Origin of the sequence: Glycomyces sp. NPDC046736 (assembly GCF_040645615.1) — a bacterium.
Lineage (GTDB): Bacteria > Actinomycetota > Actinomycetes > Mycobacteriales > Micromonosporaceae > Glycomyces.
Genome location: NZ_JBEYYO010000004.1, coordinates 241,374 through 267,129, shown reverse-complemented (window position 1 = coordinate 267,129; position 25,756 = coordinate 241,374). Strand labels below are relative to the sequence as shown.

Here is a 25,756-nt window from a genome sequence, read left to right as displayed (position 1 = left end):
TTTCCTTCCTTCTTGGCGGACGGGAGGACGAACGACCGGCGGCTAGGTCTCAAACTGAGTCGCCGGTCGTTGTCATGTCTGGGTGGAGGTCGTAGCGGGGCGAGGGCGGGCGGCCTCCTCGCCGGGGCGCGCGGGGCTGTTCGCGGAGGTAGCCGTGTTCGGCGAGGCGGGCGGCGGCGTCGCGGACGGCGTCGGCGGTGGTGAGCCCTTTGCGGGTGCGCACAGCGCGGTGCATGTCGCGGACGCTGATGCCGCTCTGGCCGTGGCGCTTCAGCCAGTCGAGCAGAGCGAGAGCCGGACCGGTCTCGGCCCCGGTGCCCATGTAGGACCAGACCCCGAGTGCATGGTCGGCGAAGTAGTAGCCGAGCATCGTGGCCGCGTCGATGGTGTCGGCCTCGATAGGCGTCGCGAGTCCGGCGGTCGGGTACTGCGCGAGGTGGAGCAGGCCCGCGAGTCGCACCACGGTGCCGGTCCACTTGTTGGCCCAACTGAGGATCGGCTCCCACTCCCCACCCGGGCCGAGGCGCGGCTCGCGCTCGGCTTCGAGGGCGACGACGCGGGCGCGAGCCTCGGCGGTCAGCTCCAAGACCACGGCCTCGGCGCGGTGGTGCATCGAGTGGACCAGCCCGGAGAGCTTGCGGGCGTACGTTGCTTTGACCGTGCTCGGCAAGGGCGCCGGGGACGGGTTGCGAGAGCCGACCGTGGAGCGCGGCAGAGTAAACAGGAACCGCGCCAACAGGCCACGGTCTTCGAAGCCGGGCATGCGCGCGGCGTCGCGGAGCACCTCGGGTTGAACGGCGAGCCCCACGGTCAGCGCCGGAGCGGCCACGTACTCGGCCGGGGCGCTCTTGCGGATGACGCGGAGCATGTCGCCCGCATGGCCCTTGAGGAACACGTCCAGGTCGGGGACCCCGGAGTAGCGGCCCGCGATGGTCGCGAAGATCCCGCCCTCGGCGCTGAGGATCCCGAGGCGGCCGCCTTGCTCGGCCAGCAGCGACTTGGCGGCCTCAGGCGTGATGTCGTCGGCGATGAGCTTCGGTGCCACGGGGATCACCACTTCCTCGGCCTCGCGGGCGGCCGACTTCGCCCCGTTGGCCGCATCGGGGTCGCCCGGGTTCTTCGACGCCACGGCGAGTGCCTGCTCGGCGGCGCGGCGGGCGATCTCGGCCTCGGTGATCGCTTCGATGATGCGCGGCCGGGCGGCCTCGGCGAGTTCGGCCTCGGCATCGAGGATGGGCCGGGTCATGAGCCCGAACACCGACGACTTCCGGTTGCCCGGCGGCAGACCGCAGCAGGTGAAGGTGTTGCACGGCTCGACCCAGTCGGGCCCGGCCTGGACGTGGAGACGGCCTTGCATCGCGGTCGACAACGCGGCGAGGGCGACCGATCCGGCGAGGTCGGTCGGGGTCTGCGTGGCCTCGGCGACGGCGTCTACCATGTCGCCGACCCAGTCGGGCAGGCACGCGGACGGGAACGGCGACAGGGTCCGGCCCTCGGTGAGCGGCACCGGGGCCGCCCACGCCTCGCCGTGGCTGTCGGTGGCGACGGCGTCGAGCGCGGCGCGGGAGAGCGCGACGACTTCGCCGAGGTCGCGGTGCTGGCCTTCCTTGGCGTACTGCCCGATGCGGGTCGAGACGGCGGCGAGGTCGCGACGCTTGGCGGCGTCGGCGACGATCCGGGCGTAGTAGGTCGCATTCGCCGCTGTCGGCACGGCTTGGAGCAGGTCATGGAGGTAAGGGCCGCCGCCGATCTTGGCGAGCGTGCCCTCGGCGGCCAGACGCGCCGCGACGGTGATCGCGTCGACGGGCGCGCCCTCGGCGGTCAATGCCGAGACGGCCTCCCAGACGAGCCCGTGACGAGGCTCGTCGAACGAACCGGCGGAGACCACGGCGGCGACGCCGGCAAAGACGCTCGGGTTGATCAGGACCGCGCCGAGCACGGACTTCTCCGCCTCGATGTGCGGTGCGATGCGCTTGCGAGTCATGACATTGACATCCCTTCGGAGGGCCGGGGCTGCACGGTGCAGCCCCGGCGTAGTGGTCGGCTAGAAGTTGCCGGAGGCGACTTGGAGACAGGTGAGGCCGAGCGCGCGCCAGGCGGCCACGGTCTGGTCGCGGTCGTCGAAGACCCAGCGGACGTGGAAGCGGTCTTCGATGTGCTCGCGGTAGATCTCGGTCTTGACCTCGGCGTCGCGGCGCTTGTCGCCGACGGCCCGCATGTGGAGGGCGGACCAGTGGAAAGGGAAGTGGCGGCGCAGCCACGACTCGGTGTCCTCGCGACATGCCTCGGTGCGGCCGGAGACGAACACGATCCGGTGCCCGGCGGTCATCGCCAGGACGGTGACGAGCCGGATGATCGGCTGGTTCGGGGCGTCGTGGAGAACGGCGGCCTCGTCGTAGGGGTCGCGGCTGCCTCGCAGGGCGACCGTGCCATCGATGTCAACGATCACGGCGTCGGGGCGGTAGCTGGCGGGTTCGGTCATGGTGTGTTCCCTTCGTTGATGCGGCGGACGCGTCGGTGGTTACTTGGTGCCGCGTCGGTATTCGGCGCGGATGGTGTTGGCGATGCGGCGGCCGAGGCGGACGCGTCGGCCGGAGCCCGAGCAGCGGCGGCAGTAGGTGCCGCCTCGGATGCCGTCGCCTCGGCACCAGATGCAGCGGGCGAACGGGTCGGCCCACAAGCGGGCGGCATAGATCCCGGCGGTGAGGACGACGGCGGAGATAGCGGCGGCGGTGAGGGTCACGGAGGCTCCTTTCGAGCGGTTTTAGGGTGAGGTCGACCGGGGGTGCTAGCTACTAGCACCCAGGTCAGGTGTCATGTGATGCGCTAGCGGGCCTGCTACCGGTAGCGCAGGGGCCGCTAGCGCTAGCGGCCTCCTGGGCGGCCTTCGCGGGCCGTATCGAGGTCGCTGCGGTTGAGGCCGCGCCGGTTGCTCTGCTTCGATCCGGAGCGGCGCGAGACGCCCTTGGAGGCGAGCCCGTAAGGCTTGACGGCGGCGGTCAAGGTCTCGGTCTGCTCTTCATCGGCGAGGTCGACCCAGTGGCCGTAGATGGCCGGGCGCAGCTGCGCGAGACGTTCGACCAGGGGCGTGTTCCACACGTTCGCCTCCCCGGAGGGCCAGATCGCGGCGAGGTCGTCAAGCAGGTTGTGCTGGGGCCCTTCGGCTTCGGTCACGTCTCCGGTGGCGTGCCCGGCCAGGGTGCCGCGGGCGATGCGCAGCGCGCGAGCGCGGGCGGCGATGAGGTCGGCGGTGGGACCGTCGACATACCCGCCCTTGACGATCTGCGGCTCGGGCGAGGCCCCGGCCAGGTAAAACACGCCCAGGTCACGGTTGGTGAACATCGTTGCGCGCGTGCCGTTCTTGTACGCCGAGGTGCCCAGGATCATGTCGTTCTCGACCTGCCCCATGACCTTGAGGCACGCCCTGGTGCCGACGTTGGCTGTGACGCCGGTCGGCAGTGAGTCCTTGTCGGGCCGCTGCGTCGCCAGCACCAAGGAGATGCCGAACGCGCGGCCGAGCTTGATCACCTTGGGGGCCAACTCTTTCGCCTCCTTGCCGTACTCGGCGTGCGTGAACAGCTCTTGGACCTCGTCGAATGCCACGACCAGCGGGTGCAGGCCGAGGTCCTTGCGAGCGGCGAGTTCGGGCGTGACCTTGTTCTCGGGCACCAGGTCACGCGGGAGGTTCTTGATGACCTCGGCGCGGCGCAGGCACTCCTCTCGCAGGTCGCGCAGGGCCTTGAGTGCGGCGGCGGCTGAGGCGTCGTCGGCGCCGGAGGCATAGCGGGTCGCGTAGGCCTCCGTGAACGCCAGGTCACCAGTGCCCTTGAGTTCGAACGCCCACACCTCTGCGCGCTCATCGAGCCCGGCGGCCAGGAGCGGCAGCTTCATCAGGAATGTCTTTCCCATGCCCGGGATCGAGCCGATAAGCCAGTTGGTGAACATCAGCTCGGCGGTGATCGCCCTGCCGCGAGGGTCGACGCCGACCGGGAAGGTGTCGAACAGGTCCACGGTGCCCTTGCGCGCCAGCGGCCACGCGACCGGCTTGGCGGCGGCGAGGTCTTCGTGCCCAACCCATAGGACCAGGCGACCGGGGTGGACTTCAGGCTTGCCCTCGGGCCACACGCAGCCCAGCGGGCGGCCCAGAGCCCCAGCGAGGCGGTCGCGCCGCTCGCACACCTCGGCGGCGGTCACACCGCCGGGCAGGTCGACCTCGGCGAGCCACCCGGGCCCATCCTCACGGATCGGTGCGGGCCAGTTCAGGCGGTCCTCGCTCTTGCCCGACGACAGAGCCGCGATGCCGATGCGCGACAAGGCGCGCTCGACCATCGGGGACGTGAGCGGTTGCAGCTTCACCTTGACCACGGCGCGGGTGGCGAGCGGCTTGTCAGCGGGCTTCCCGGCGAGGCCGAGCCCGGTGAGCGCGGCAGCTCCCGCGCCCCACAATGCGAGCGGCGGGGCGGCGAGGGCTCCGACCGTGGCGAGGCCGACCAGTCCCAGGCCGGTGCAGGCGCACACGAAGCCACGGAACCGCACCCGCCTGTCACGCAGTCTTGCGAGGGACTGGTATGCCTGCCAGTCGTGACCGGCGACCGCGTCGGAGCGGGCGGGGCGGCCCTCGGCGTCTGAGGCCCAGCGCCAGACCGATCCGACCGCGCGGGCCGTACCGACCGGTGCCCAACCGAGCAGCCGCGCGCCGTAGACCGGAAGGCGGACGGCATGGAACGCGCATCTGTACGCCGCAAGCTGGCCGTACCGGGTCGCCGCGTTTAGCAGACCGGTGCGGGAGGTCGCCCACGCCGGGAGGATCGGCGCGCGCTTGACAGCGGACGGGGCCCGCCACGACCGGATCGCCTCGGCGTCATCGACCAGGACCGGGCCCGGCTCGGCTCGGCCGTCCTCGGTCGGTTCAATGGTTTCGATCTCGGCCTTGCGCCCGCCCAGCTCGGCCTCGGCGGCCCGCCAGTCAAAGTTCTCGATGGTCATAGTCATTGGCTCCCTTGCGATTCAGAGCGGTGGTGAGCGGCGGTAGGGGTGCGACGCGGTCGAGCAGCAGTGCCGCGCCGCACCCGAGAGGAAAGTCAGTCGGCGGCCGGGACGTCGGCCGGAGCGGTTGCGAGGGCGATGAGGCGCTTGGCTCGACCGGTGCCGACGCCGAGGACGGTCCGGGCCCGGTTGATGGAGACGGCCGTACCGGTCTCGGCTGTGAGAGCCCGGAGTCGGGCCACCATGGCGGCGTCGTCGGCAGCATTGGTGCGCTTGGCCTTGGCCGTACCGGTACGGGCCTGGCGCGGCTTGGACGCGCGGACTGGGGTGGGCGTCTCGGCGACCGGAGCGGCCGTGGTGGTGCGTCCGTTGTGGAGGTCGGTGGCGATGTCGGTGACGGCGGCGGTGTGGTCGGCGGCTGCGCACAGTTCGGCGGCGATGCGGTCGAGGTCGTATTGGGCGACGTAGAGGGAGGCACGGAGCTTGTCCCCGCCGAAGTCGGCAAGGGCCTTGCGGCGCAGGAGCCCGGCGATCTCGACCCGGCGGGCCTCGGCGGCGATGGCGTCGGCGGCGGCGGCCAGGGAGCCGTACAGGCCCAAGGCGGGGTCGGCGGCGGCGAGGGCCTTGGCGCGCTTGGTGACCGCGTGGTGGCGTACCCAGCGTCCGAGACCGTAGGCGGGGGTGGGGTGGGCGGCCTTGCCGTTGGCGCGGTCGGCCTGGCGGCGGCGGAACTCGGCACGGATGGTGAAGGCGATGAACGCCAGAGCGGAGAACAGGCCGAACACGGCCGCGCCGAAGACGTCACCCATGACCAGGTGACCGAAGATATTGACGCCCACGGCGATCGCGGCGAGGACGTACGAGAGTGCCTGCGGGAGGACCGCGTGTTCCCCGGCGGCGCGGGCGACGGCGGCGTCGAACGCGAACTTCACGCCCGCCAGTTCCAGGGCGGCGGCGAGGGTGATGGCGAACCAGGGCGCGAGGCCCAACACGGCGATGCCGACCAGGGACTGACCGAAGATGGCCGCGACCAGGCACACGGCGTAGAACACGGCCGTGATCGCGGCGTGGGAAGCGGTCTCCCCCAGCACGAGCCACCAGGCATCAGCGACGGTCGGCTGGGCCGTCATCCGGTCCGTGACCGGGGTGGCGGCCTCGGCGGCCGGGTAAACCGGGGCCTCGGTGTGCGTCTCGATGAAGGTCGTCACGTCGCACCCCTAAGACAGTGAGAAGGTCGGGAAGCCGGGAGCGACGGTGTCGCCGAGGGCACGGTCAATGTCGAAGGCCACGAACCGTTCCGGGGCCGGACCGGTGAGGGCCTGCTCCAGTTCGGCGAGTTCGCGCTCGATCCGGGGCCACTCGATCTCGATCGCATCAAGGTCAGCGAACGTCGGCTCCGCGTCGAACCAGTCGGGTCGGTCGGGGGTCGCGAGTGCGGTGGTCATCATGTCTCCCTTGATGTCTTGGCGGACGGGAATGGCTTGGCATCGTCAGCGGGGAGGGAGCCACCCTCAACCGGACCAGGCCTGCCCCGGGGGAACAGGCCTGGTTTCGCCACTAGGAGAGCTTCTTCCAGAACGAGACCTTCTCCTCGGCCTTGATCACCGCGTTGTTTCGGCGCAGGTACTCGGCGTCTTCTTTGCCGCCCTTGGGCTTGTAGGAGTTCAGGCGGTCGCGCGCCTTGTCGTAGTCGCGGTTCGCGGCCTGGCGCTCTTCGCGGGTCTGCTTGGCCATGTGGAGCTCCTTGAATCGGTGTCTTGGCGGACGGGAGGGCATCATTTGATGCCGCGAACCAACCTGACTAGCCAGGTTGGTTGAGAATGACCCTACGGAGCTTGGCTAGTCATGTCAAGCGTTTGGATGAGAAATTTCTATCCTGGCTAGCCAGGTGCTAATCTGGTCGCATGGCTGAGTACACAGACGAGTACGACTTCCTGGGGAAACTCGACCCGGACAGCTCCGACAGCTTCTCGACCCAGATCGCCAATCGGCTCAAGGCGGCGATCCTCACGGGCAAGTTCGCTCCCGGAGAGACCCTGCCCTCCAACCAGAAACTTCAGAACCGTTTCGGCGTCGCGCGCGAGACGGTCAAGAGTGCAATCGCGATCCTCACCGACAAAGAAAAACTGGTCGTCAGCCAGCAGGGCCGACTGCCTCGTGTCCGCGTCAAGACCCACCGCACCGTGGAACTGCGCCCGCACGTCGAAGCGCTCTTCCAGGACGACCATGTGTCGATCGACTTCGCCGGGTTCTCCGGGGAGACGCTCAAGGGCGTCATGCTCGAACCGCTCGACCGCATCCGCCTGGGGGAGTTGACACCTCAGGACGTGAAGCTGCGCATCATGGTGTCCGACATGCGGATGCCGATGTCACTGCCGGTCCCCGTCGATCCGGCTGAGGACCCCGTGCGCGTAACCGAGCGAATGGCGCGCATCACGGATCGAGCCTTGGAGTCGATCGTGAACGACGTACACGAGCTGGAAGAACTCGGCCTCATCAAGTCCGGCTCGGTCGAGGTCCGAATGCACGGCATTGCCCCAGTCTTCAAGCTGTTCATCCTCAACGACTCCGAGGTGTTCTTCGGGTTCTACCCGATCGTTCAACACTCGGTGCCGGTCAACGGCGACCGTGTCGAAGTCTTCGACCCGATGGGCAAGGACGCCAGCCTGTTCCACTTCTCCAGCACCGGCGAGGACGCCGAGCAGGGCGAGATGTTCGTGGAGTCCGCGCGCACCTGGTTCGACTCGGTGTGGAACACCGTGGCGTCGCCTCGGGAGGTCGGATGAGACTCGACCCGCAAGCCGCCTTGGCGGGGAAGTCTGCCCTGCTGCTCGACTTCGACGGCCCCGTGTGCAGCGTGTTCGCCGGATATCCCGCGTCTCAGATCGCGCGTGAGCTCGTGTCGACCCTTCGGGCCGTCGCTCCGAGTCTCGCCGAGATGCTCGCACCCGAGACCGACCCGATGGAAGTGCTTCGGGTCGCGGCCGGGAGCCTGCCCGGCGATCAGGTCGAAGCCGTCGACGCACAGCTCGGCGTCGCCGAGGCCGAGGCCGTGGAGACGGCCGAGCCGACTCCCGGGGCCGCTGCCCTGATCGACGCCGCACGGGCGGCAGGGCTCATGGTCGCGATCGTCAGCAACAACAGTGCGGGACCGATCGCCAAGTATCTCAAGCTCCACGGGCTCGATGGCGCGATCAGCGCCACGGTCGGCCGCCCGTTCGGTCGGCCGGAACGGATGAAGCCGGACCCGCACCTGCTTCACGCGGCCCTCCAGTCGCTGGGTATCGAGCCCTCGCAAGCCTGCTTCGTCGGCGACTCGGTCACCGACATCGAGGCTGGCAGGGCCGCCGAGGTCATGACGATCGGCTACGCCAACAAGCCAGGCAAGGCCGAACGGCTCCAGGACGCGGGTGCCGACCTTGTGGTGGATATCTTCTGATCACCGGCAGTCACTGACCTGGACACAACTGCCACAAGTGACAGAACGCGGCGGAAGCTTCACTGAACTGCGAAAACGCGCACGGTGAGGATCAGGACAGAACTCCGACAATTGCATGACAGAACTCGGCCGACCTTCAGGTCGGCCGAGTTCTGTCACTTGCCAGTGCATTTCTGGTGCGGTTCTGTCGCTGAGCTCGATGAGCAAGTTTTCGCTGGTGAAACGGGTCTCTACGCGGTTCTGTCACTTCTGTCAGTTGTGTCTCTGGCCGTGATCTTTGAAGGTCCTCCGCGCAAAAGGGCGGCAATGCGCAAGGGGCGAGCTAGAGTCCGATCGCATCGCCAATTGCTGGTCCTAGCTCCTGAACGCCCGATACCACTGCGGTGTCGAGCGCTTTCCCTGTCACGCGAGCAATTCCGCCACGAAGAATACGACCGATGACGCTTCCGGCTTTCGTCTTCTCTCTGTCGGGTACGCAGCCATAAACGATTGTCATCGCGCCGCCCAGCTCGATCACCAGACGCCTGTTTTCAGCTTGCCCAAACAACTCGACATCAGCTAGGACTTCACGGACCTGGCGAATCAAACGAAGTACATACTGTCGTTCTTGATCTGGGATATCAGCAAGTCGTACTAGGTCCTCGGCCTCGTCTACGGCGCTGAGTAGGTCGGGAAGGACCCCGGAGGGAATAGTCTCGGCGACTCTCCATGTCTGGATATGCGAACCGAGCGAGCGAAGCAACGCGGCCGCATCAGTGGCGAGCTCTCGACCACCGTCGGGGCCGGGGAGGCGTTTGTTGGAGTTTTGGGCGGGGTCGACGTTATACCAGTTGTACTTTGGCCCGAAAACCGCGCGGTACCACATCGGTACGTATTGCCGATATGCGTCTACATCGTCCTTTGCTGCCTCCATCTCGTCGAGCTGACGCTCGATGGCAAGGAGGTAACTGACCGCCTTGCGGTGTTCCGCCCAGAACGTGATGTCTTCCGCCGAGGACCCTCCGCCTCGTGCTGCTGCGATTGACTTGGTCGAGTCCTTCGGTTGCCACTTCTCCAGAAGCTGAAGAAGCTCGTATGCAGGGTTTTCCATGTACGGATTTTACTCGGTCCCTCGTGAACATGAGGTACTGGAGGGAGCTTTCGGAAGTCAGTGCCGAACTCCCGCTTAAATTGCTCCAGGTTCCGTGAACGCAGGGTCCTGATTCAACTGGCCTCTTATTGAACCTCGTACACCTTGGCGATGGTGTGCGCGGCTTGCTCGTATTGGCCTGCCCGCCAAGGCGCGTCGCGGTGGTCGGCCGAGCCGCGCCACACGATCCCGTGCAGCCGTCCGGCAATGGTGAAGACGGTCGCGATGTGTTCCTCGGGGCGGCGGCCATCGAGGAGGACCAAGTACCCGTCACCACGGGAGCGGTCGAGGAACAACTCCGTAGTGGTCAGGCCGGTGCGCCAGTCGGCGACGTAGTTCATGCGGTCGGGCACGATGCCGCCGATCATCGGCTCGGCTTCGCGGGCTTCCCACGGCTCGGCGGTGCCCGATAGGCTGGGCATGTCTCACTCCTGTCAGCTCAGGTGAGGCCACACCCTGGGGCCGTGCAAGGGCCGCCAGGGTTCAGCTTTCCCTCATCCTAACCATCATGTCTATGCCTGTCTATGGACGTCTAGAGACGTTGATACTGGTAGATGGGCACCGATTCCCGTCTACGGTCAGGGCATGGACGCGGATGCAGAGATCGACCACGACGCGGCGACGCCGGTCTATCAACAGCTCGCCGAGATCCTGCGCGCCCGCATCGAACGCGGCGACTGGGCACCAGGCCGCCGCATCCTCTCCGAAGCGCAACTCGTCCAGACTTACGGCCTCGCCCGCGAAACCACCCGCAAGGCGCTCCGCATCCTCATCGACGCCGAAATCCTGGTCACCGTGCCCGGACGCGGTACGTTCGTCGCCGAATAGCCCGAAAACCGACCGCCTGAGGGTTCCTGAGCCGTACCGGCCCCTACCCGAGACAGGGGCATGGGCTCAACGGCCCGCAGAATCGCTCTCAGGGGGTCGAGTTTTCGCAGGTCAGGGCAGGTGTCGCGGGAATTCGTTCGCTGCGGCACTCTGTGATTCTGGGGGCCAATCGGGGGGCCACCCGCGCGCGGATTACCTGGGTGGGAGGCGGCCGGGGGAGCCAAATGGGGGGCCAATCTCTGCGGTGGGTGACGGACGACCACGGACGGCAGAACTGGCTGTGTCGCAGCTCAGTGCGCCTGTTGCTCTCGCGACCAGCGCACGCGCGATGCGCGGAGTGACTTCCGGGACCAGGTGTCGCAGGTTCGAATCCTGCCGGGGGCACCACACAGACCTGCGCCGCCACTTTCGCCGTGTGGGTCTTTCTTGTCAGCGGGTATCTCGGCGATGACGTCGGCAATGGCCATCTGGACGGCGCGGATGGTCTCGCCAATCAAAGTGATCTGGCACACGGCGTTCCTGGTTGCATGATCGTAGGTGACGGTGAGTCGGAGCGCTTCGAACAGGCGGCGGGCGAGTTCTACCGGCATTCGATGAAGATCGATCTTGGAGATGGGTAGTTCATCGATGAGGTCCGGGTTCGCCACTTCACATGCGGACTCTGCGAGATCTGCCAATTGGTTCTTGATCTGTTGCTGCTGGGCACGCAGGTCTGCGCTTCGTTGGTTCATCACCTGTAGGAGACCTTCATCGAGTTCGTCTGCTGATTCGAGGTGGCTGCCGAGCCGCCAGAGTTTCGCTTCGGTTTCGGCCAGCGCTTTTTCCAGCGCGCTGGCGCGACCGGCATGTTCGTCGATCTTTGCTTCATGGAGTTTGGAGAGGTTGCCCTGAAGGATCTCTTTCCGATAGGGGCCGAGAACATAGGCGGCGAGGAAGGTGTTGATGCCGTCCAGGAGGACGTCTTCGCGGACGCGGACGGTATGTGGGTGACCGTCTGGCCGCTGGTCGGGTTTCGGTGAGCAGGAATGGTAGCGGCTTTCGCGGCGCTGGTTGCCGAACATGCGACGCCCGCATTGCTCGTGGAACACGAAGCTGCGCAGCGGATACTCGTTCTTCGCTGCTTGGTGGGAACTCTTTCGCGAGCGTGATCGGTTGGTGCGCTTGGCGACTTCCTGGGCTTGGACGAAGTCTTCGAGACTCACCAGCGGTTCGTGCACTGGCTCGGGTGACCACACCCATTCCTCGACCGGATTGGCACGGTTGCGGCCCTTGCCTTTCCGTGCTCGGCGGTTCCAGACCATGTGGCCGGTGTGTTTGGGGTTGGTGATCATGTCGCGGACGTTCGAGGAGGTCCAGCAGCCGACGGCACGTGAAGGGATGACCGGGGTTGGTGGTGGATTAAGCACGGGGTCTTCGTTCAGTCGGTCGGCGATGGCTTGATAGCCGAGCCGTTCGGTGATGCGCCAGTTGAAGGACCGTTGCACGACGGGCCCTTCGACCGGGTGGACTTCGAGCATGCTCTTCTTGATGCCCTTGTCGCGTTTCGCGGGGACGGGGTGGGGCAGGTGCTTGGCGCGGTAGCCGTAGCAGGGCTTGCCGACGTTGTAGCCTTGCTCGGTGTGCATTTCGAAGCCGCCCCACGCCTTCTCGAGCATCTCGATGACGTACCACTCCGCGACACCTTGCTTCATACGCCGGGTGAGCACTTGAGTGGAGCTCTTGGGCCGCCGACCGGACCCGCCGAGGTGGAAGGGTTCGTCGGAGGCGATCAGTTGCACCCCGGCCTCTTCGAGCTGGTGCTCGATCTCGGTGGAGATGTGAGCGCGCCTGCCCGCACGACCGATGTCCTCGCAGATGACCACGTCGAAGCGCCGGTCGGGCCTGCGGGCTTCTTCGAGGAGGTCGTCCACGCCCCCGTCGCGCGGCACGGGGATCTGCATCCGTGTGTGCCCGCCGCCTTTGCCTCGGTCGACCAAGTCCTTGCGACCGGATTCGACATCGTAGAAGTGGGCGACGATCAGCGCCTCCTGTGGCAGGACGAGCTGACAGGCCCGCAACTGTCGCGGGATCGACAATGTCGGGTCCTGCTGGTCATAGGTCGAAGTGCGGCCCAGGAAGGCCAATTGGACGATCCCTCCGGGTCGCTCGGGCCGGAACAGGCCCGGATTACCGCGTTTTACCCGTTGGGGTCCTCCCCACGAACTGATGGCTGCTGGGATAGCCACTGACAAACCTCCCGGATCACTTGCGCCTGATGCTGTTCGAGCTGCCGGGCCTCGGCGGGAGTCGCGGTGACGATCGCGAAGTCGATGATGACCCCGTCATCGTGCTCGAACCGCCACTTCCCGCCCGCGATCTCGTCCTCAGTTGTCATGGACAAGCCGCCCCGGCGATCGGACGGTACGCAGACTCCGCGGCCCCGCCAAGCACGCCGCAGTCGCCACCAACGCGACCAGTTGGCGAAGCCGGACATCAACGCTTGGCACCAAAAGGAAACCGGTCATCGCGGCTTCCGAAAGACGAGCACGTCCTCGTGGGCCCTGGCGAACACACTCCTCCCGGCCGCTCGGGCTCTACGGACGTTGTGCAAATGGAAGAACGTCACGCTCGGAGAGAGCCTCACCCCATCCCAGCGTGACAGGAGCGCGACTCGGCGCTCGGCGAGATCGAAGCCCGCTGCGACCCCGGCCCGGACGACGAAAGATGGGAAGTCCACGAGCTTCCCGGCGTCGGTGAACGGCCGAGCGGTCACGACCGCGACACCGCCCGGCCGCAAGGCGAGCAGGCAGCCGGAGAACACCGCCTCCAAACCCTCCCGGAGACGAGAAGCCGACGAAGTCGCCAGCGACTCAGGCCGCGGCTTCCCTTCGCTGTAGCGGTGGGCGCGGTTGCGGATCTTCCCCCCGGTGATCCGCGACGTATCCGGCTGCCCGTGCGTGACCGCCCCGTAGGGCGGGCTGGTGAGCACCAAGTCGACCGTGCCCCGCAGCCGCGCCCGCTCCAGCAGCGGCACGAGATCCGCCGCGTCCCCCTGCACGACCTCGCCACGCGGCCCGGAGTGCGCGGCGAGTGCAGCAGCGACGTTCGCCCGAGCCATCGCCACCCACTCCGGCTCCAGATCGACGCCGTAGGCGTTGCGGCCCAGTTGGATCGCCTCGATCAGCGAGGTTCCCACCCCGCACATCGGATCCAGCACCGTCTCCCCGGGTTTGGAATACCGTGCGATCGCCGTGGCGGCGATGTGCGGCCACATCTTCGCCGGATGCGCATTCCCCGCGACATAAGAGTCCGATCGCTGGCGGTGCGGTTTGACCTGGCCGGTCGCCCAGATGCTCGGTACGGGGCGGTTGGTGCGCTTAGCCACGGGCACCACCACCCTTCTCGGTCTGACGCCAGACGCCGACGCCCCAATGTGAGGCCGGTGTCGTGGCAGCGTCGACTTCGGTCCCAGCCGGGATGGCGACTGCGGCGTCGAACGTGTTCCGCGTGGTGGCGACGAGGTAGGCGGTGAAATCCAGCGGCAGTATGTGTGTGTCGGTCAGCGTGGCGATGTCGATCGCGTCCCGCTCGGTGTGGCCGACGATGACGAGGACGCCACCGGGTTTGAGCGCGGCGACGGTAGCCTCCAGCGCCCCGGGGCAGCGCAAGAGCCATGCGGAAGCGGCGATCATGCCGGTCCGGTGCTCGCCGAGCTTGACTGCGAGCGTGGACTCGCAGGCAGTCTCGATGGTGATGCACCGCTGTTCGACGCCGGTCAAACCCGCAAACGTGCGGGTGGCGGTGCCCCTGCGGCGGGTGTAGACGTGGGCCCGGCGTCCGGCGGCGGGGATGGCCTGCCATCCGGGTAGATCCACAGCGATGATGCGTCCGGTCGGGGCCAGTTCGGCCAAGAGCCCGTCGACCAGGTCGGCGGCATCGGCAACGGTCCACACGGTCAGTGGCACGTCTAGGCTGCCGTATCGGGCGATCGCCAACGGCGGTTGTTGCAGACGGTTGGGCAAGGGAGCGTCTCACCAGCCACCGAATGATCCAGGCGTAAGAAGAAAGACCCGGGATGGGTTCGGATGCGCGGTAACGGCTGCGGGGTGGGCCCCACCCCGCTGCGACTGAACGGGACGAACTGCCCCGTGGCGGACTTGAGGTCCCTGAATGTCGGCCGGAGCCAGTACCCTAACTCGAATGGAGAAACTGGACACGATTCCTGAAGTGCCGCAACAGCTGTGTCCGATCTTGCTGGCAGGTCGAAACCTCGGCGTCACTGCCGTCGAAGACCTCACCATCGACGGCCCGGCCTGCGGAGGATGTGAATCTTGATTTCGAAGTTGCGTAAGGAACTGTGCGGTCCCGAGGGGCCTCAGTTTGAACGTTCAGCCGCGGTGTCTCGAGTACGAGCTCTGTTGTTCGGTATCGCGGCGCTTGGGACGGGAACGGCCGCTGCGATGGCGGTGGTCCGCGTCGTGTCTGGTCCCTGGCATTCGGATACTCTCGCTGTTTCAGCCTGCAGCATGCTGGGATTCGTCGCGGCGATGTGGGCGCTGATAGTCAAGCCCGCGCGTCTTCGCTATCCACTGCGCTTGCATCGGGATCTCCAAGGGGAGCGAGATCGATGACGGTCTGGATTGCCGCGGTACTGGGACTAACGGCAGTGACGGTTTTCTTCGTCATTGCCATGGTGATGAACGAGCAGCGGCATCGTGTTCTTCGGCACGAGGCCATCATTGATCCGGCCACCGTTGAGCTACCTGACCCGGCTGCCGCAACTCCGTGGAATCCAAAGCTTCGTGCGCAGCAATGGCCGAACCCCCTGGCTGAGCCTCCCGTGCTGACGGCAGAAGCCGCTGGCCTGTACTCCGAAGCGGCAGCACGGCGGGCCGTCAACTTCCGCCACATCGGTGAGGGCATGATCGCCGCATTCGGCTGGTTGTTTGCGTTGACGGCGACCGGGTTCATCCAATCCTGGCCTGCCCCGCCATTTGGTGGCACCTTGTTCCTTTTCATAGGCGCCATCGCTGGTATCGGGATAGGCATCGGGATCAAGGGCGCGATGGCGGACCGTTGGGACCGAATCACTCACGCCTACGAAGTCGCGACAAGAAAAATCGGTGCCGAGTCTCCTGCTGTTCCCGTAACCAGAGTAGAAGGTACGCGGAGCGTGTCGGCTCGCTTTGCCGCCGCCTGGCGAGCGTTTCGTTCATGAGGTGCGTTGCCGCCTCATGCCCTCACCGATGACCGGTTATCCGGCTTGCTCGCGCACGGCAGTCTTCAGCTCGGGCAGTGTCGCCAACGTTTGAATAGTGCTCGACGAGGCGCTCCAGAATGCGCAAGGCCTTGTCTCGGTAGAGCTGCCGTTGGCGTTCCACGGTGTCGGTATCGACTTCGGGGGCGAGGTCGCCGCTGTAGAGCGCAATCGCTGCCTCCAGGTGCCCGGCGGTCTTGGTCGGGTCGGTGGTGAGTGCGGCGGCTTGTTCGGCGTCGTTGAACTCGTCGAGGTCGATGGCGAAGCGGTGGCGTTCGAGTTCGTAGGTTTCGGTGAGTCTGTCGTAGGTGTAGAACTCGGCGCTGGGGTCGCCGGTGGCATCGCGCAGGGCACGGCGGGTGTCGATGGCGACGGCGGAGAAGTTGTTCTTGGCGCGGTCGATTTCGACCATGTCGCCGACGACGCCTTCGAGGAGTTCGTCGCGGGTGACGGGGCCTTCGGCGCAGGCGAGGACGGTCAGGAACGCGCGGGATCTGCGCCCCTTCTTGAGTGGGATGGGGTGGTCGTTGAGGTAGGCGTCGGGTTGACCGAACAAGCACAGCCGCAATGTCGGTTCTGGTTTTTCCTGGTTAGGTGGCGTGTTCGGCTCCTCGTCGGTGCGCACCGTGCCGCTAGTTTCGATGGTGGGTGCGGTGGCGGCCTTCACCTCGGTGTCGGTCTTTGCGGTGGTGAGGCCGGCGAGGACGGTAGCGGTGGTGTCAAGGTCGGCGATGTGAAGGCTGCGGAACTCGGCATCGGCGGCGCGGCCGTGGGCGGTGCGGACGGTGCCGTCGGCGGTGAGAACGAGACTGGAAGGAATCCAGTCACCCAGGATGAATGCGCTCGCGCCGTCAGCAGTGAGGAATTGCTCAAGCAGCGGCTGAGTGGTTTCGTCCAGATCCGTGTCGGCACACACCATTACGAGGTCGGTGTCTGCGGTACGGGTGTGTAGCGCGTCGGCGATGCCGAGTATGAAGTGGAGTTGGGCCGAGGCTGCGCCCGTCCCGAGTTCAAGGCGAAGATCGGCGGCCTCGGTGACCAGAACGTGGGCGCCTGCGATGGTGGCGGTGAGGATCGCGGCCCGTGCTGCTCCGCGCTGCCCAGGCCCGCGCAAGCCCACTCCTTCAGCGGCGAGATCGCTCAGAGTAATTGGCATTCGGTCGGTGCTGACGCCGATCACCGGTGGCGCGAGGATCGGTTCATCGTCCGGTTCGGCGAGCGGTTGCGCGAGTTTGCGGGCTTCGGATTCGATGATCGCTTCGAGATCGGAGAGACGGCCGGTCATCACCTCGTCCGTCTCCGAGTCGGATATGCGCTCGCGCGGGGAGCGAAGGCGGTGCGCGATGGCGACCACGACCCCTGCAGCGAGGCAGGTCCCTGCTGCCAGCCACACCCCGAACGGCACCGCTGTGGTGAGCGATTGTCCCGGCTCGGCCGACGATTCCGACTCAGCTCGTTGTGGATCGGTCGATGGCGGTGGCGAGGTCGTCCCGTCCTCGCTCTCTTCGATGTCGTCTTCGTCAGGCTCGACGGGGTCGATCGTCGGCGGTGCAACGATCTCGCCTTCGCCATCCGGGGCGGCGGGCGGCGTGGCATCCTCTGCGGAGTCTTCCTTGGCGTTGACGTTGGGGATGAGGAGCTGCCAGCCGTCTTGAACCTCGTCGGGATCGTCGAAGGGGCCGCCGGGGAAGTCGCGGTCCTTGTTCAGCTCGAAGATCTCCATGTATCGCATCGGGTCGCCGAGGTATTTCTCTGCTATATCCCACAACGTCGGGTTCTGCGGTCCTACGGTCACCACGCGCAGGCCGGTCGCTTGGTCGATTGGCAGCGCGGCTTCGGTGTCGGGGATGAGCAGTTCCCACCCGTCAAGGACGACCCACGGCTGGGTAAGCCGATCGCCGCCGCCGAGGTCGCGGCCCTGGTTGAGGTCGAAGATCTCCATGTAGCGGCTACCGTCGCCGAGGTACTTCGCGGCAATATCCCACAGCGTTGGGTTCTCAGGCCCGACCGTCACCACGCGCAGGCCCGTCGCCGGGTCAATCCTGGGTTCGGATGCGACGGCTTGGGCGGTGTCGGCGTTCAGTGTGGCTGTGGTGGCGTCGGTGCGCCAGACGACGGGCCGGGTGCGGTTGTCCGCGACCAGGTCGGAGTCATCGAGTTCGAGACTGACCGGTGACTCCGCTGGCGCGGTCGCCGCATGGGATGTTGCGGGCCAGAGGGCGGCGACGGCCCCGATGAGGGCTCCGGCGAGCCACCGCACTGGGCTGGCTGCGTCGCGCAGATGATCAGGGTTGATGCCCCAGCGCAGGGCGTGCACGGCTTCGCGCAGCATGATGACGGCCAGCCACGCCCAGGTGCTCCATGCGGCTAGGGCGAGGGCGCTGATGAGGAACTCGGTGGCGAACAGGTGCGGGTACGTCCAAGCCGACTCGCTGGGGAGAGGCGGCGGCCATCCGAATGCAGCTAGGAACAGGAACGGGACGCCGACAAGCAGTGCACATAGCCCGAGGCCGGCGATGATCCCTGCCACCATGCGGGCGGCCAGCGACGGCAACCGCACTGGCGTGTTCAGGTCGCTGCGATGCCTATCGGTGATGATTCTGGTCATGGCCCGTGCCCTCCCTGCACGGCCGGGTCGTCAAGCGCGGCAGGTGTATCGCCTTGGTCCGGCTCGGCAGTGGATGTCGCTGTGACGGTGAAGGCGCCGAACCCGACGGCCGAGAGGATCTGGGTGTCATAGGTCGTCTCGGCGGTGACCGTGACCTCAGCCTGGGTAGCGGATACGGTGCCGTCCATGCCGGTGGCGGCGAGCCAGGCGCTGGCGGCGGCTTCGGCCTCGGGCGGGTCGAGGCGGACGATTCCGGACTGGCGGAAGTAGACGATGTCGATCGCATCCGCTCCGGCCCGAGCGGACTCGGCCGCCGCGGTGGCGACGCGAGCTTTCGCCGCTGCCGCGCCGCCGCCGTCGATTGACAGCCCCACGGCGGCGATGAGCGCTATGAGCAAGGCCATCGCGAACGGCGTCGCGAACCCCTGATCACGGCGCTGCTTGCCGTGCCACAGGTAGGGGACTCGTTCATAGTGCAGATACACGCTCGTCACGGCGCTTCACCTCGCCATTGGTCTACAGGCGAGGACGCTTCGGCCGTGAGGGTGCGCCCGTCCAGGGCCCCGATTCCGGTTCCGGTGACGGTGCAGGTGAGCGTGGCGGTGATGACTCCGCCGGGGGTGAGGTCGCCGCTGATACCGATCGAGACCCCTGAACAGTGGGCGGCGGTGCCCACGGCCGCTGCCGCCTGGGCGGCAGCCGCAGCCTCGCCCATGCTCCGCTCGATGGTCGCGGCGCGAGCGGCGGCATGCGCGGCACCGTCGATGTCGATCTGGGCCAGAGCGAGTTTGCCGCCGCCGAACGCGAGCATCATCACCAACACCAGGACCGGGGTCATGATGACGGCTTGGAGCATGGCCGACCCCGCTTGGCGCGGCAGTCCGCGCTGGCCCAGGCCAGCGGCGATGCCCGGTCGTAGCAAGTGCGGATCATAGGCGATCATGTCACTCACCTCCTGCGGGGACGAAACGTTCGCGCGGTCCGGTCGCGGTGGCTTCGACGGGCCATTCGAGGCCGGGAATCAAGGAAGGGGCCTCGCCGGTGACGGTGACGGTGACCGTCTCCGCACCTTGGTCGACGCTGACGGCGGCGATGGTGAGTGAGCCTCCGGCGTTGCGGCCCAGCGATGCGGCGCCTTCGCCGGAAGCGGCTGCTGCGGAGCCGTCCTCGGCGCGGCCGGTCGCCAGAGCGGTCTGAGCGGCTGCGGCGGCAACGTGATGGGCGTGCGCCCAGATGCTCATCTGTATGACGGCCAAGACCAGCAGCATCATCACCGAGGCGGCGATGACGCCCTGGATGGTGGCCGAGCCGCGATCACGGCGATGACGGTGTCGTTCCCACAGCGGTGTGGTCTCCATTGCGGCACCGCCAGCTCAAAACGAGATAGCCCCGGCGGCGGCGAGGACGGCACCGGTGATGATGGCCGCGGCGGCAAGCGCGCCGACAACCATGGCCGCGGTGTAGCCGACCTCGTCGGGCATGCCCCCGCGTGCCGGTGCCGATCGGATCTCCGCGATCCAGGCGCGCACTTGCAGCAGCGCGAATGTCCAATGTGTATTCATGTCGAAACCCCCGTTTCAGAACTGTTGCGTCGCTATAGGCCACCGAGAACGTTGGCGATGGCGGCGTAGACGATGAGGATGATGAAGCCGAGCGCGGTCAAAACCGAAGGTAGACTCATCTGCTCGGTTCGGGTGTTTTGCAGGGCTTCGTCGTCGGCCTTGCGGGCGGTGCGCAGGGCTCTGGAGCGGTCGGTCAGGCTTTTGCGGATGCGCGCCCCTTCGGTCCCGGCGAGACCGGTGGTCGCAGCTAGCTGCTGGTAGGCGGGGACGCCGATGCGCCTGCCAAGTGCGCCGAGCGCTTCCCAGGGGGTCTGGTGCAAGATAACGGCGCGGTCGAGGGCGGTGCGGATGGCCGCGAACTCCCGGCCTCGTCCGGCGGCGGCGGCAGAGTGAAGCGCGGATTCGACGCCGGCCCCGCCAGTGAGGTTCAACGCGCACAAGTGCAGGTAGGTTGCGAGGGCCCGCAGGTAGCGGCGGCGTTGGTCGTTCGCCGCTGACCGGATCGCCGCGCCCACGAGGCTCCCTGCGAGGAACGCGGAGCCGCCTGCGCCGATCAGGGTCAGCACCGGCGAGACCCCGAGCGCGATGAGCACCGCGGCCAACCCGAACGGGGCGATCACCACGATCGCGAGGCGGCGCAGGTAGGTGGACTCAGTGACGCTGATGACGACCAGGTCGGTGCGGACACGCGCCGAGGGCACCCCAAATCGCGCTGCCGTGACCGATAGGCCAGCAGGCGCGAGTGCTTCGGCGCTCTCGAGATGTTCGAGAGCGACGGCGAGCGCGGGGCGAGTCGGGCGCAGTGCGGCCCAGATGCCGGTGAGGCTGAGACCGAAGACGGCACCGAGTGCGATGGCGAGCGGCAGCGTCATGATGAGGCCTCCGTCTCGACGTCTTGACGGAGGAAGGACTGTGCTTGCTCCTCCGCAGCGAGTTGGTGGAGCCAGACGAGACCGAGTCCGGTGCAGCCGAACGCGACTGCCATCACCACTTGGCCCGTGGGGGTGTCGTACGGGGCGAGGAAGTCGCCGCCGAAGGCGACGAGCCCGACCGCCATGGCGACCGTGATACCGGTGATGACGCGAACGGAGGTGCGGATGCGGGCTCGGGAGGTGTGGATGCGCATCCGCATCGCGGCCTCTTCGCGTGCGGCGGTGGCGAGGTCGTCGAGGACTTCGGCGAGGTTCCCAGCGCGCTGTGCGGCTTCGCACAGCGCCATCACGGTCAGGTCGCAGGTCTCGTCATCGACCCGGGCGGCGAACGCTCGGAGCGCAGACTCCAGGCCCGTCCCGGCGTGAAGATCGGCGACCAGGAGAGTGATGTCGTCGTCGAGCGCGGGCGGAGCGAAGCGGGCCGAAGACGTGATCGTCTGCTCCAGACCGGCTGCGGCAGCGAGGTTGTCGCGCAGGCCTTCCACCCAGGAGGCGATCGCGTCGATCTTGACCAGTTCGGCCCGGTAGGCGGCCTCGCCGCCGAACAAGACGGGGCCGAACCAGATCAGGGCCCCGGCCCCGGCGGCGGCGACCGGCCATCCGGTCGCGACCCACGCGGCGGCGACGGCGGCCCCGGACGCGGCCATACGGGCGACCGGAAGGCGGTGGCGGGGCTTCGCTCCGGCCCCAGCTCCGGGTACGCCTGTCGCGCCCGCATCGACTGGGCGCACGCGCCCAGTGACCGCCCACACGAGGCCGACGAGCGCCAGTCCGAAGACCGCACCCAGTGCGACGGCGATAGGCGTGCTCATAGCGTCCGCCTTCCCGGACGCGGGCGGATCCACCCGGCTTCGACGAGGCGCTCGGCGCGCTCGTCGCTGATCGGCGCTCCAAGCTGCGCGCCCCCAGGCACGGGCGTCCACAGTTCGTTTGTGGCGACCATGGTTCCGTCTGCGGCGCGGATCTCGCGGATCGAGGCGACGTAACGGCCGTGCTTGGGGGTGTGGCGGAGCTGGATGATGAAGTCCAGGGCGATCGCGATCCGCTCGGCAGTGGTCTCAGGATCGTCGCCCGCAGCACGGGCATAGGACTTGAGCTTGGCGACCACGCCAGCACTGGAAGAGGTGTGAATGGTGCTCAAGGAGCCGTCTTTGCCGTTGGACATCGCCTCCAACATCACCGACGCCTCCGCGCCGCGCACTTCCCCGACGATCACCCGGTCTGGTGTCATCCGCAAGCTGGCGCGAAACAGGTCGGCAGCCGTGACCGCGCCCTGCCCTTCGATGTTCGCGTCCCTCGTCTGCAGGGAGACGACATTGCCGTGCCGATCATCCTTGTGCAGTCCGAGTTCACGGGCGTCCTCGATGGTCACAATCCGCTCCCAGACGGGGACGAGCCCGGCCAGAGCCGACAACAAAGTGGTCTTGCCTGAGGCGAAGGGTCCGGCCACGATCGCATTGCACCGGGCCAGGACGATCGCGTTGAGGAAGTCGGCGATCTCAGCGCTGACCATGCCGTTGGCGGCGAGATCGGTGAGGTCGGCGCTGGCGATGCGGTGTCGGCGGATCGAGACCGCCGGCCGGTCCGCTACATCCATGATCGCGTGCAACCGGGAACCGTCGGGCAGCTCCAGGCTCAGCTCGGGCGAGGCGTGGTCGAAGCGGCGTCCGGCCGCCGAGGCGAGCGAGCGCACCAGGGCGATGAGCGCTTCGTCGGAAGCCGCGATCGGCGCAGCCCGGTCAGGCCGAGTCCCGGCCCTGGTAATCCAGACGTTGTCAGAGCCGTTGGCGACGAGGTCTTCGATCGTGTCGTCGGCCAGGTGCGTCGCCAGCGCACCGAGGCGTCCGAGCCGTGCCTCCACCTCCTTGCGCAGCCTCGCTTGCGCCGTGCCGGTGATCGGATGTTTGTCCCGAGTGCGCATGCGGGCCTCGTTCATCTCTCGCATCGCCGCCGCAACCGCTGCACCGATCGCCTCTGCCCGACGCACCTCATCCAGGTCTTTGGTCTGGGCCAGATGGATGTTCGCCAGTGCGAACAGTTCGGCGACCAGCGTGGTGCTCTCGCCGCTGTCGAGTATCTCGCCTTCGATCGTGCCGGTCATGACCTTCACCGCTCCGCTTCCATCGTGGTGCCGGTGAGCGCGAGCCGCTCCGGCGTCTCGGCGACCTCGTACAGCGCTTCGGCCAGGGCACGCCACGGCTTGAGCGCGTGGCGACGCCGCCACGTCAAAGGATCGGGGCCGATCGGCTTCGCCGACCCCAAGATTCCGAGGACCCGTACGGTGACATCGGCGGCAAGCAGGAGATCAGCGACTTCATCGGCCGCATATTCGCCCGGGGCGACCGCGACCGTAAAGCGCGCACCCAGGGCCTCGGCCTGGCGCAGATCACCAGCGCGCGAACGCAGGTGCGCGACCCCGGCCAGGGAGCCTTCAACGACCAGCAGCATGGCATCGGCCGCAGCGGCAATCGGCCAGGCTGCCGAACCCCAGTCCAGGCGTCCCAAATCGGCGATCGTCCACATCCCCGGACGATCCAAGACCTTCGCGCCCGGCGCGGCGATCAGCGGCAGTGCCGATCGAACCCCGGCACCACCGGGCACCGCGCACACCACCCGCAGCTCGGTGCCGCAGGCTGTAACTGTTTGAACGCCTTCCTCGACCGTTGCTGGGTCTCCAGAACCGAACTCGGCGGCGGCAGCGGCAACATCGGTCAGCCCAGGGCGAGAACGCAACCGCCAGCGAGCAGCGATATCTCCTCCAGAGGGGTCGCACTCGACCACGATCGGCAACGGCTCGGTCGGCCAGCTCACCGCCAGCGCCAGCGCAGCCGTGGTGACACCGGGCCTGCCCTTGAGCGATCCGACTGCGATGAGGCCCATCAGTCCTCACCGCCTTCGGCCGGTGATGTGGTCTCCTCGCCAGAGACCGCCGGCGGCGTGATCACCACGAGCAGCGACGTTGACTCCACACCGACCAGGCCAGTGGCATCAGCTTCAGCCATCGTCACGGTGATGAGCGCCCCGCCCGTCTCCGGCACCGTAAGACGCTGGACGACTGCTCCGGCTTTCCAGATCACGCCGTCCGCTCCGGTCGCCATTACCGCGATCGACTGGCCCGGTTGCAGCGTCTCCGGCCACCGCCCATCGACGGCCAGCAACGTCGTCTCCACCATTCCCAATGACGGCATCCGCGTCTGCCCCACCACATCGGCGGTAATCAAGGCCCCGGCCGCCAACGGGATCGCGACCGTCTGCCCGACCACCACTCCTGCCTGATCAGCGCGCATCCCCCCAAGCGCCTCGGCCGCACCGGCGTCAATCTCGGCCTCGGCCAGATCCCCGCCTTCGACGACCTGCCCCGCCATCAGCGGGGCCGCCGCCACCAGCACTTGCACCTGCTCTTCCTCGGTCGAAAACGCCAGAAGGGCGAAGAGCGTGGCGCTGGCGAGCGCAGTCAGCATGCTCACGCTGAGCACGAGCGCGCGCCGTGAAAGCCTTCGTCGCTGCCGCGCGGGTTGCTGTTGATCTGCCGACTCATCGTCCATGACGTTCTCTGCCCCCGTTCGTTTCTGCTATCGCTGGACCAGCGATTGCGATTCGATGACCGGCCACGTTGTCTGCGCTGTGGTCGTCATATCCGGTACCGAACCGGACTCCCCGCCCCCCGACCAGCGGATTTCCCAAGTCACGGTTACCGTGACCTCTGCATCCGCCTCGGTGACTTGCTCGTAGAGGTACCCGCAGTCCGGGGAGGAGTCCGTTTCGCCTGCTGCCGGCGTCCACACCGTGCCCGGCCCGGTGCATTTCCTGCTGTCGCCGTTGCCCATCGACCACGACGCCAACACGGGCGTCGCAGTCGCTGTCACCGTCAACCCCGGCACCGACGCGGTGGCGGACTGGACTTCCCATGAGGCTTCGGTGACAGCGAGCCAGATCGGCAGGTGCACAAGCTGCTTCGACTCCGGCGAGGTGTCCATGACCGGCTGCGGCAAGTGGAGACGGTCGATCGCCCGTTGTGCGAGCACTTCGGCCCGGATCTGCAGTTGCCCGTCAGCACCCAGCTCCAACCATTCGGCCGACTGAACCGACGCGCCCGAAGGCAAAGCGCAGGTTTCGACAACGAGCACATAGTCATCACCCGCGGGTCGAGCACCGGCCGAAGGGTGAGTATCGGCATCGGTATCCACGACCGCCGACGTGCAATCGCTCAACCCGCCAGCATCCCCACCGGATCCGCCGCCTTCGCTCGCGCTATCGCCGCCGCTGCCTTCGGACCCGCTCGACCCATCCGGACTGCCGGGGTGCTCCGCGACCACCTCGCACGAATCGGTCGCATCGGAGCACTCCGGGCCCAGCGGGTCAGCGAGCACACCTCGCGGCAGGACCGCTACGCCAGCACATGACGCGACGGCGATGGCACCGAGCCAGGTCAAGAATCGTCGTCGGGCGTGCATGATCCGATCTCCTGTACTGCCATGACCGTGACGATCCAGAACCCGTCAAGCAACTCGACGCGGCTCTGGATCTCGCGGTATCCGTAGACTTCGCCTTCGACAGGCTCACCGTCGGCACCGAAAACCTGTGTCCCGGTGGTGTCGGCGCAGTCGACGAGGACGACCTGCTGCACCTCGTCGGTGAGCAGCGATTCCTTGACTTCGACGTGATGGACGATCGCCCCGCCGCCATGGACGCCCTCGGCGATCCAGCCCTCCTCAGTGGCCTGCGCGTGCTCCAGCGCCTGACCCTCAGCGATCGCCTCATACTCCGACAGATCGCCATCGGGGTCGGCGAACGCGGACATAAGGGTGTCCCAGTAGCGGGTGTAGGCGGCGATCGCCGCCGCTTCGGGGTCGTTGATCGTTTCGGGCGGAAGAGGTGCTGTCGCCGTCGAGGGGGTCTCGTCGGCCGAGGAGGCGGCGTCGTCAGGAGACGATTCCGAACAGGCTGCCGCAGCAAGCAGGACGAGCGTCGCGAACATCGGCGCTATCACAGTGCGGTGCGTAACATGAGTAATCACGCAAATGATCGTGTCAGAT

General features: G+C 67.2%; 29 protein-coding genes. 5 read left to right on the top strand and 24 right to left on the bottom strand.

All coding sequences use genetic code 11. The annotated features are described in order from the left end of the window. Positions 1–49: 49 nt before the first annotated feature. The 7 genes from AB0B28_RS06775 to AB0B28_RS06745 all read right to left on the bottom strand — a co-directional run bounded on the left by AB0B28_RS06775 (position 50) and on the right by AB0B28_RS06745 (position 6,720). Entirely contained in the window at positions 50–1,984 is a 1,935-nt protein-coding gene (locus tag AB0B28_RS06775) for a DUF3987 domain-containing protein (protein WP_360117668.1), read from the bottom strand. A gap of 60 nt (positions 1,985–2,044) precedes the next feature. Beyond that, the gene (locus tag AB0B28_RS06770; protein WP_360117665.1) at positions 2,045–2,482 is read right to left on the bottom strand and encodes a hypothetical protein; all 438 of its coding nucleotides are present in this window, start codon (positions 2,480–2,482) and stop codon (positions 2,045–2,047) included. A 39-nt stretch (positions 2,483–2,521) separates the two neighbouring features. Continuing rightward, the gene (locus AB0B28_RS06765) at positions 2,522–2,743 is read right to left on the bottom strand and encodes a hypothetical protein (protein ID WP_360117662.1); all 222 of its coding nucleotides are present in this window, start codon (positions 2,741–2,743) and stop codon (positions 2,522–2,524) included. Positions 2,744–2,865: 122 nt separating this feature from the next. Continuing rightward, positions 2,866–4,986, bottom strand: coding sequence for a cell division protein FtsK (locus tag AB0B28_RS06760; RefSeq protein WP_360117659.1), 2,121 nt, complete (start codon positions 4,984–4,986; stop codon positions 2,866–2,868). A 95-nt stretch (positions 4,987–5,081) separates the two neighbouring features. Then, positions 5,082–6,194, bottom strand: coding sequence for a hypothetical protein (locus AB0B28_RS06755; protein ID WP_360117656.1), 1,113 nt, complete (start codon positions 6,192–6,194; stop codon positions 5,082–5,084). 9 nt (positions 6,195–6,203) lie between these two features. Continuing rightward, a complete protein-coding gene (locus tag AB0B28_RS06750) occupies positions 6,204–6,431 on the bottom strand; it encodes a hypothetical protein (RefSeq protein WP_360117653.1) in 228 nt (75 codons plus the stop codon). 112 nt (positions 6,432–6,543) lie between these two features. Beyond that, complete coding sequence (locus tag AB0B28_RS06745) at positions 6,544–6,720, bottom strand: hypothetical protein (RefSeq protein ID WP_360117650.1); 177 nt, start codon at positions 6,718–6,720, stop codon at positions 6,544–6,546. A 170-nt stretch (positions 6,721–6,890) separates the two neighbouring features. Between AB0B28_RS06745 and AB0B28_RS06740 the strand changes: the two genes are divergently transcribed. Continuing rightward, on the top strand, positions 6,891–7,772 hold the full coding sequence (locus AB0B28_RS06740; protein WP_360117647.1) for a winged helix-turn-helix domain-containing protein: 882 nt from the start codon (positions 6,891–6,893) through the stop codon (positions 7,770–7,772). A 152-nt stretch (positions 7,773–7,924) separates the two neighbouring features. Continuing rightward, the gene (locus AB0B28_RS06735; RefSeq protein WP_360117644.1) at positions 7,925–8,425 is read left to right on the top strand and encodes an HAD-IA family hydrolase; all 501 of its coding nucleotides are present in this window, start codon (positions 7,925–7,927) and stop codon (positions 8,423–8,425) included. Positions 8,426–8,747: 322 nt separating this feature from the next. Here the strand turns inward: AB0B28_RS06735 and AB0B28_RS06730 are convergent, their stop codons facing one another. Together AB0B28_RS06730 and AB0B28_RS06725 are read right to left on the bottom strand one after the other, a co-directional pair. Then, complete coding sequence (locus tag AB0B28_RS06730) at positions 8,748–9,515, bottom strand: hypothetical protein (RefSeq protein WP_360117641.1); 768 nt, start codon at positions 9,513–9,515, stop codon at positions 8,748–8,750. A 125-nt stretch (positions 9,516–9,640) separates the two neighbouring features. Next, positions 9,641–9,976, bottom strand: a complete 336-nt coding sequence (locus AB0B28_RS06725; RefSeq protein WP_360117638.1) for a hypothetical protein — start codon at positions 9,974–9,976, stop codon at positions 9,641–9,643. A gap of 163 nt (positions 9,977–10,139) precedes the next feature. Between AB0B28_RS06725 and AB0B28_RS06720 the strand changes: the two genes are divergently transcribed. After that, the gene (locus AB0B28_RS06720) at positions 10,140–10,382 is read left to right on the top strand and encodes a GntR family transcriptional regulator (protein ID WP_360117635.1); all 243 of its coding nucleotides are present in this window, start codon (positions 10,140–10,142) and stop codon (positions 10,380–10,382) included. A gap of 290 nt (positions 10,383–10,672) precedes the next feature. Here AB0B28_RS06720 and AB0B28_RS06715 read toward each other — a convergent pair whose 3' ends face one another. From AB0B28_RS06715 to AB0B28_RS06700, 4 genes are all read right to left on the bottom strand, one after another. Continuing rightward, on the bottom strand, positions 10,673–12,505 hold the full coding sequence (locus tag AB0B28_RS06715) for a recombinase family protein (protein ID WP_360117632.1): 1,833 nt from the start codon (positions 12,503–12,505) through the stop codon (positions 10,673–10,675). A gap of 53 nt (positions 12,506–12,558) precedes the next feature. After that, positions 12,559–12,756, bottom strand: coding sequence for a hypothetical protein (locus AB0B28_RS06710; RefSeq protein ID WP_360117629.1), 198 nt, complete (start codon positions 12,754–12,756; stop codon positions 12,559–12,561). A gap of 126 nt (positions 12,757–12,882) precedes the next feature. Next, a complete protein-coding gene (locus AB0B28_RS06705) occupies positions 12,883–13,746 on the bottom strand; it encodes a DNA methyltransferase (RefSeq protein ID WP_360117626.1) in 864 nt (287 codons plus the stop codon). Then, a complete protein-coding gene (locus AB0B28_RS06700; protein WP_360117623.1) occupies positions 13,739–14,326 on the bottom strand; it encodes a hypothetical protein in 588 nt (195 codons plus the stop codon). Before AB0B28_RS06700 ends, AB0B28_RS06705 begins: the two co-directional genes overlap by 8 nt. 235 nt (positions 14,327–14,561) lie before the next feature. Here AB0B28_RS06700 and AB0B28_RS06695 point away from each other — a divergent pair, with 235 nt between their 5' ends. Together AB0B28_RS06695 and AB0B28_RS06690 are read left to right on the top strand one after the other, a co-directional pair. After that, the gene (locus AB0B28_RS06695) at positions 14,562–14,696 is read left to right on the top strand and encodes a hypothetical protein (RefSeq protein ID WP_360117620.1); all 135 of its coding nucleotides are present in this window, start codon (positions 14,562–14,564) and stop codon (positions 14,694–14,696) included. Between the two features lie 292 nt (positions 14,697–14,988). Next, positions 14,989–15,579 carry a hypothetical protein gene (locus tag AB0B28_RS06690; protein ID WP_360117617.1) on the top strand — a complete coding sequence of 197 codons (591 nt, stop codon included), beginning with the start codon at positions 14,989–14,991 and terminating at the stop codon, positions 15,577–15,579. Between the two features lie 22 nt (positions 15,580–15,601). Here AB0B28_RS06690 and AB0B28_RS06685 read toward each other — a convergent pair whose 3' ends face one another. From AB0B28_RS06685 to AB0B28_RS06635, 11 genes are all read right to left on the bottom strand, one after another. After that, the gene (locus tag AB0B28_RS06685) at positions 15,602–18,226 is read right to left on the bottom strand and encodes a BTAD domain-containing putative transcriptional regulator (protein WP_360117614.1); all 2,625 of its coding nucleotides are present in this window, start codon (positions 18,224–18,226) and stop codon (positions 15,602–15,604) included. Next, positions 18,223–18,720, bottom strand: coding sequence for a hypothetical protein (locus AB0B28_RS06680; protein WP_360117611.1), 498 nt, complete (start codon positions 18,718–18,720; stop codon positions 18,223–18,225). Before AB0B28_RS06680 ends, AB0B28_RS06685 begins: the two co-directional genes overlap by 4 nt. Further along, entirely contained in the window at positions 18,717–19,169 is a 453-nt protein-coding gene (locus AB0B28_RS06675) for a TadE/TadG family type IV pilus assembly protein (protein WP_360117608.1), read from the bottom strand. Before AB0B28_RS06675 ends, AB0B28_RS06680 begins: the two co-directional genes overlap by 4 nt. Position 19,170: 1 nt before the next feature. After that, positions 19,171–19,584, bottom strand: a complete 414-nt coding sequence (locus tag AB0B28_RS06670) for a TadE/TadG family type IV pilus assembly protein (RefSeq protein ID WP_360117605.1) — start codon at positions 19,582–19,584, stop codon at positions 19,171–19,173. A gap of 236 nt (positions 19,585–19,820) precedes the next feature. Then, on the bottom strand, positions 19,821–20,660 hold the full coding sequence (locus tag AB0B28_RS06665; protein ID WP_360117602.1) for a secretion system protein: 840 nt from the start codon (positions 20,658–20,660) through the stop codon (positions 19,821–19,823). Continuing rightward, positions 20,657–21,532: a type II secretion system F family protein gene (locus AB0B28_RS06660; RefSeq protein WP_360117599.1), complete on the bottom strand. Its 876-nt coding sequence runs from the start codon at positions 21,530–21,532 to the stop codon at positions 20,657–20,659. The genes AB0B28_RS06665 and AB0B28_RS06660 overlap by 4 nt, the downstream gene beginning before the upstream one ends. Beyond that, entirely contained in the window at positions 21,529–22,821 is a 1,293-nt protein-coding gene (locus AB0B28_RS06655; RefSeq protein WP_360117596.1) for an ATPase, T2SS/T4P/T4SS family, read from the bottom strand. Before AB0B28_RS06655 ends, AB0B28_RS06660 begins: the two co-directional genes overlap by 4 nt. Before the next feature lie 5 nt (positions 22,822–22,826). After that, on the bottom strand, positions 22,827–23,600 hold the full coding sequence (locus AB0B28_RS06650; RefSeq protein ID WP_360117593.1) for a hypothetical protein: 774 nt from the start codon (positions 23,598–23,600) through the stop codon (positions 22,827–22,829). Next, positions 23,600–24,265: an SAF domain-containing protein gene (locus AB0B28_RS06645; RefSeq protein ID WP_360117590.1), complete on the bottom strand. Its 666-nt coding sequence runs from the start codon at positions 24,263–24,265 to the stop codon at positions 23,600–23,602. Before AB0B28_RS06645 ends, AB0B28_RS06650 begins: the two co-directional genes overlap by 1 nt. Positions 24,266–24,292: 27 nt before the next feature. Next, positions 24,293–25,174 (bottom strand): hypothetical protein, encoded by an 882-nt coding sequence (locus AB0B28_RS06640; protein WP_360117587.1) that lies wholly within the window; start codon positions 25,172–25,174, stop codon positions 24,293–24,295. Continuing rightward, positions 25,150–25,698 carry a hypothetical protein gene (locus tag AB0B28_RS06635; protein ID WP_360117584.1) on the bottom strand — a complete coding sequence of 183 codons (549 nt, stop codon included), beginning with the start codon at positions 25,696–25,698 and terminating at the stop codon, positions 25,150–25,152. Before AB0B28_RS06635 ends, AB0B28_RS06640 begins: the two co-directional genes overlap by 25 nt. Positions 25,699–25,756: the final 58 nt, after the last annotated feature.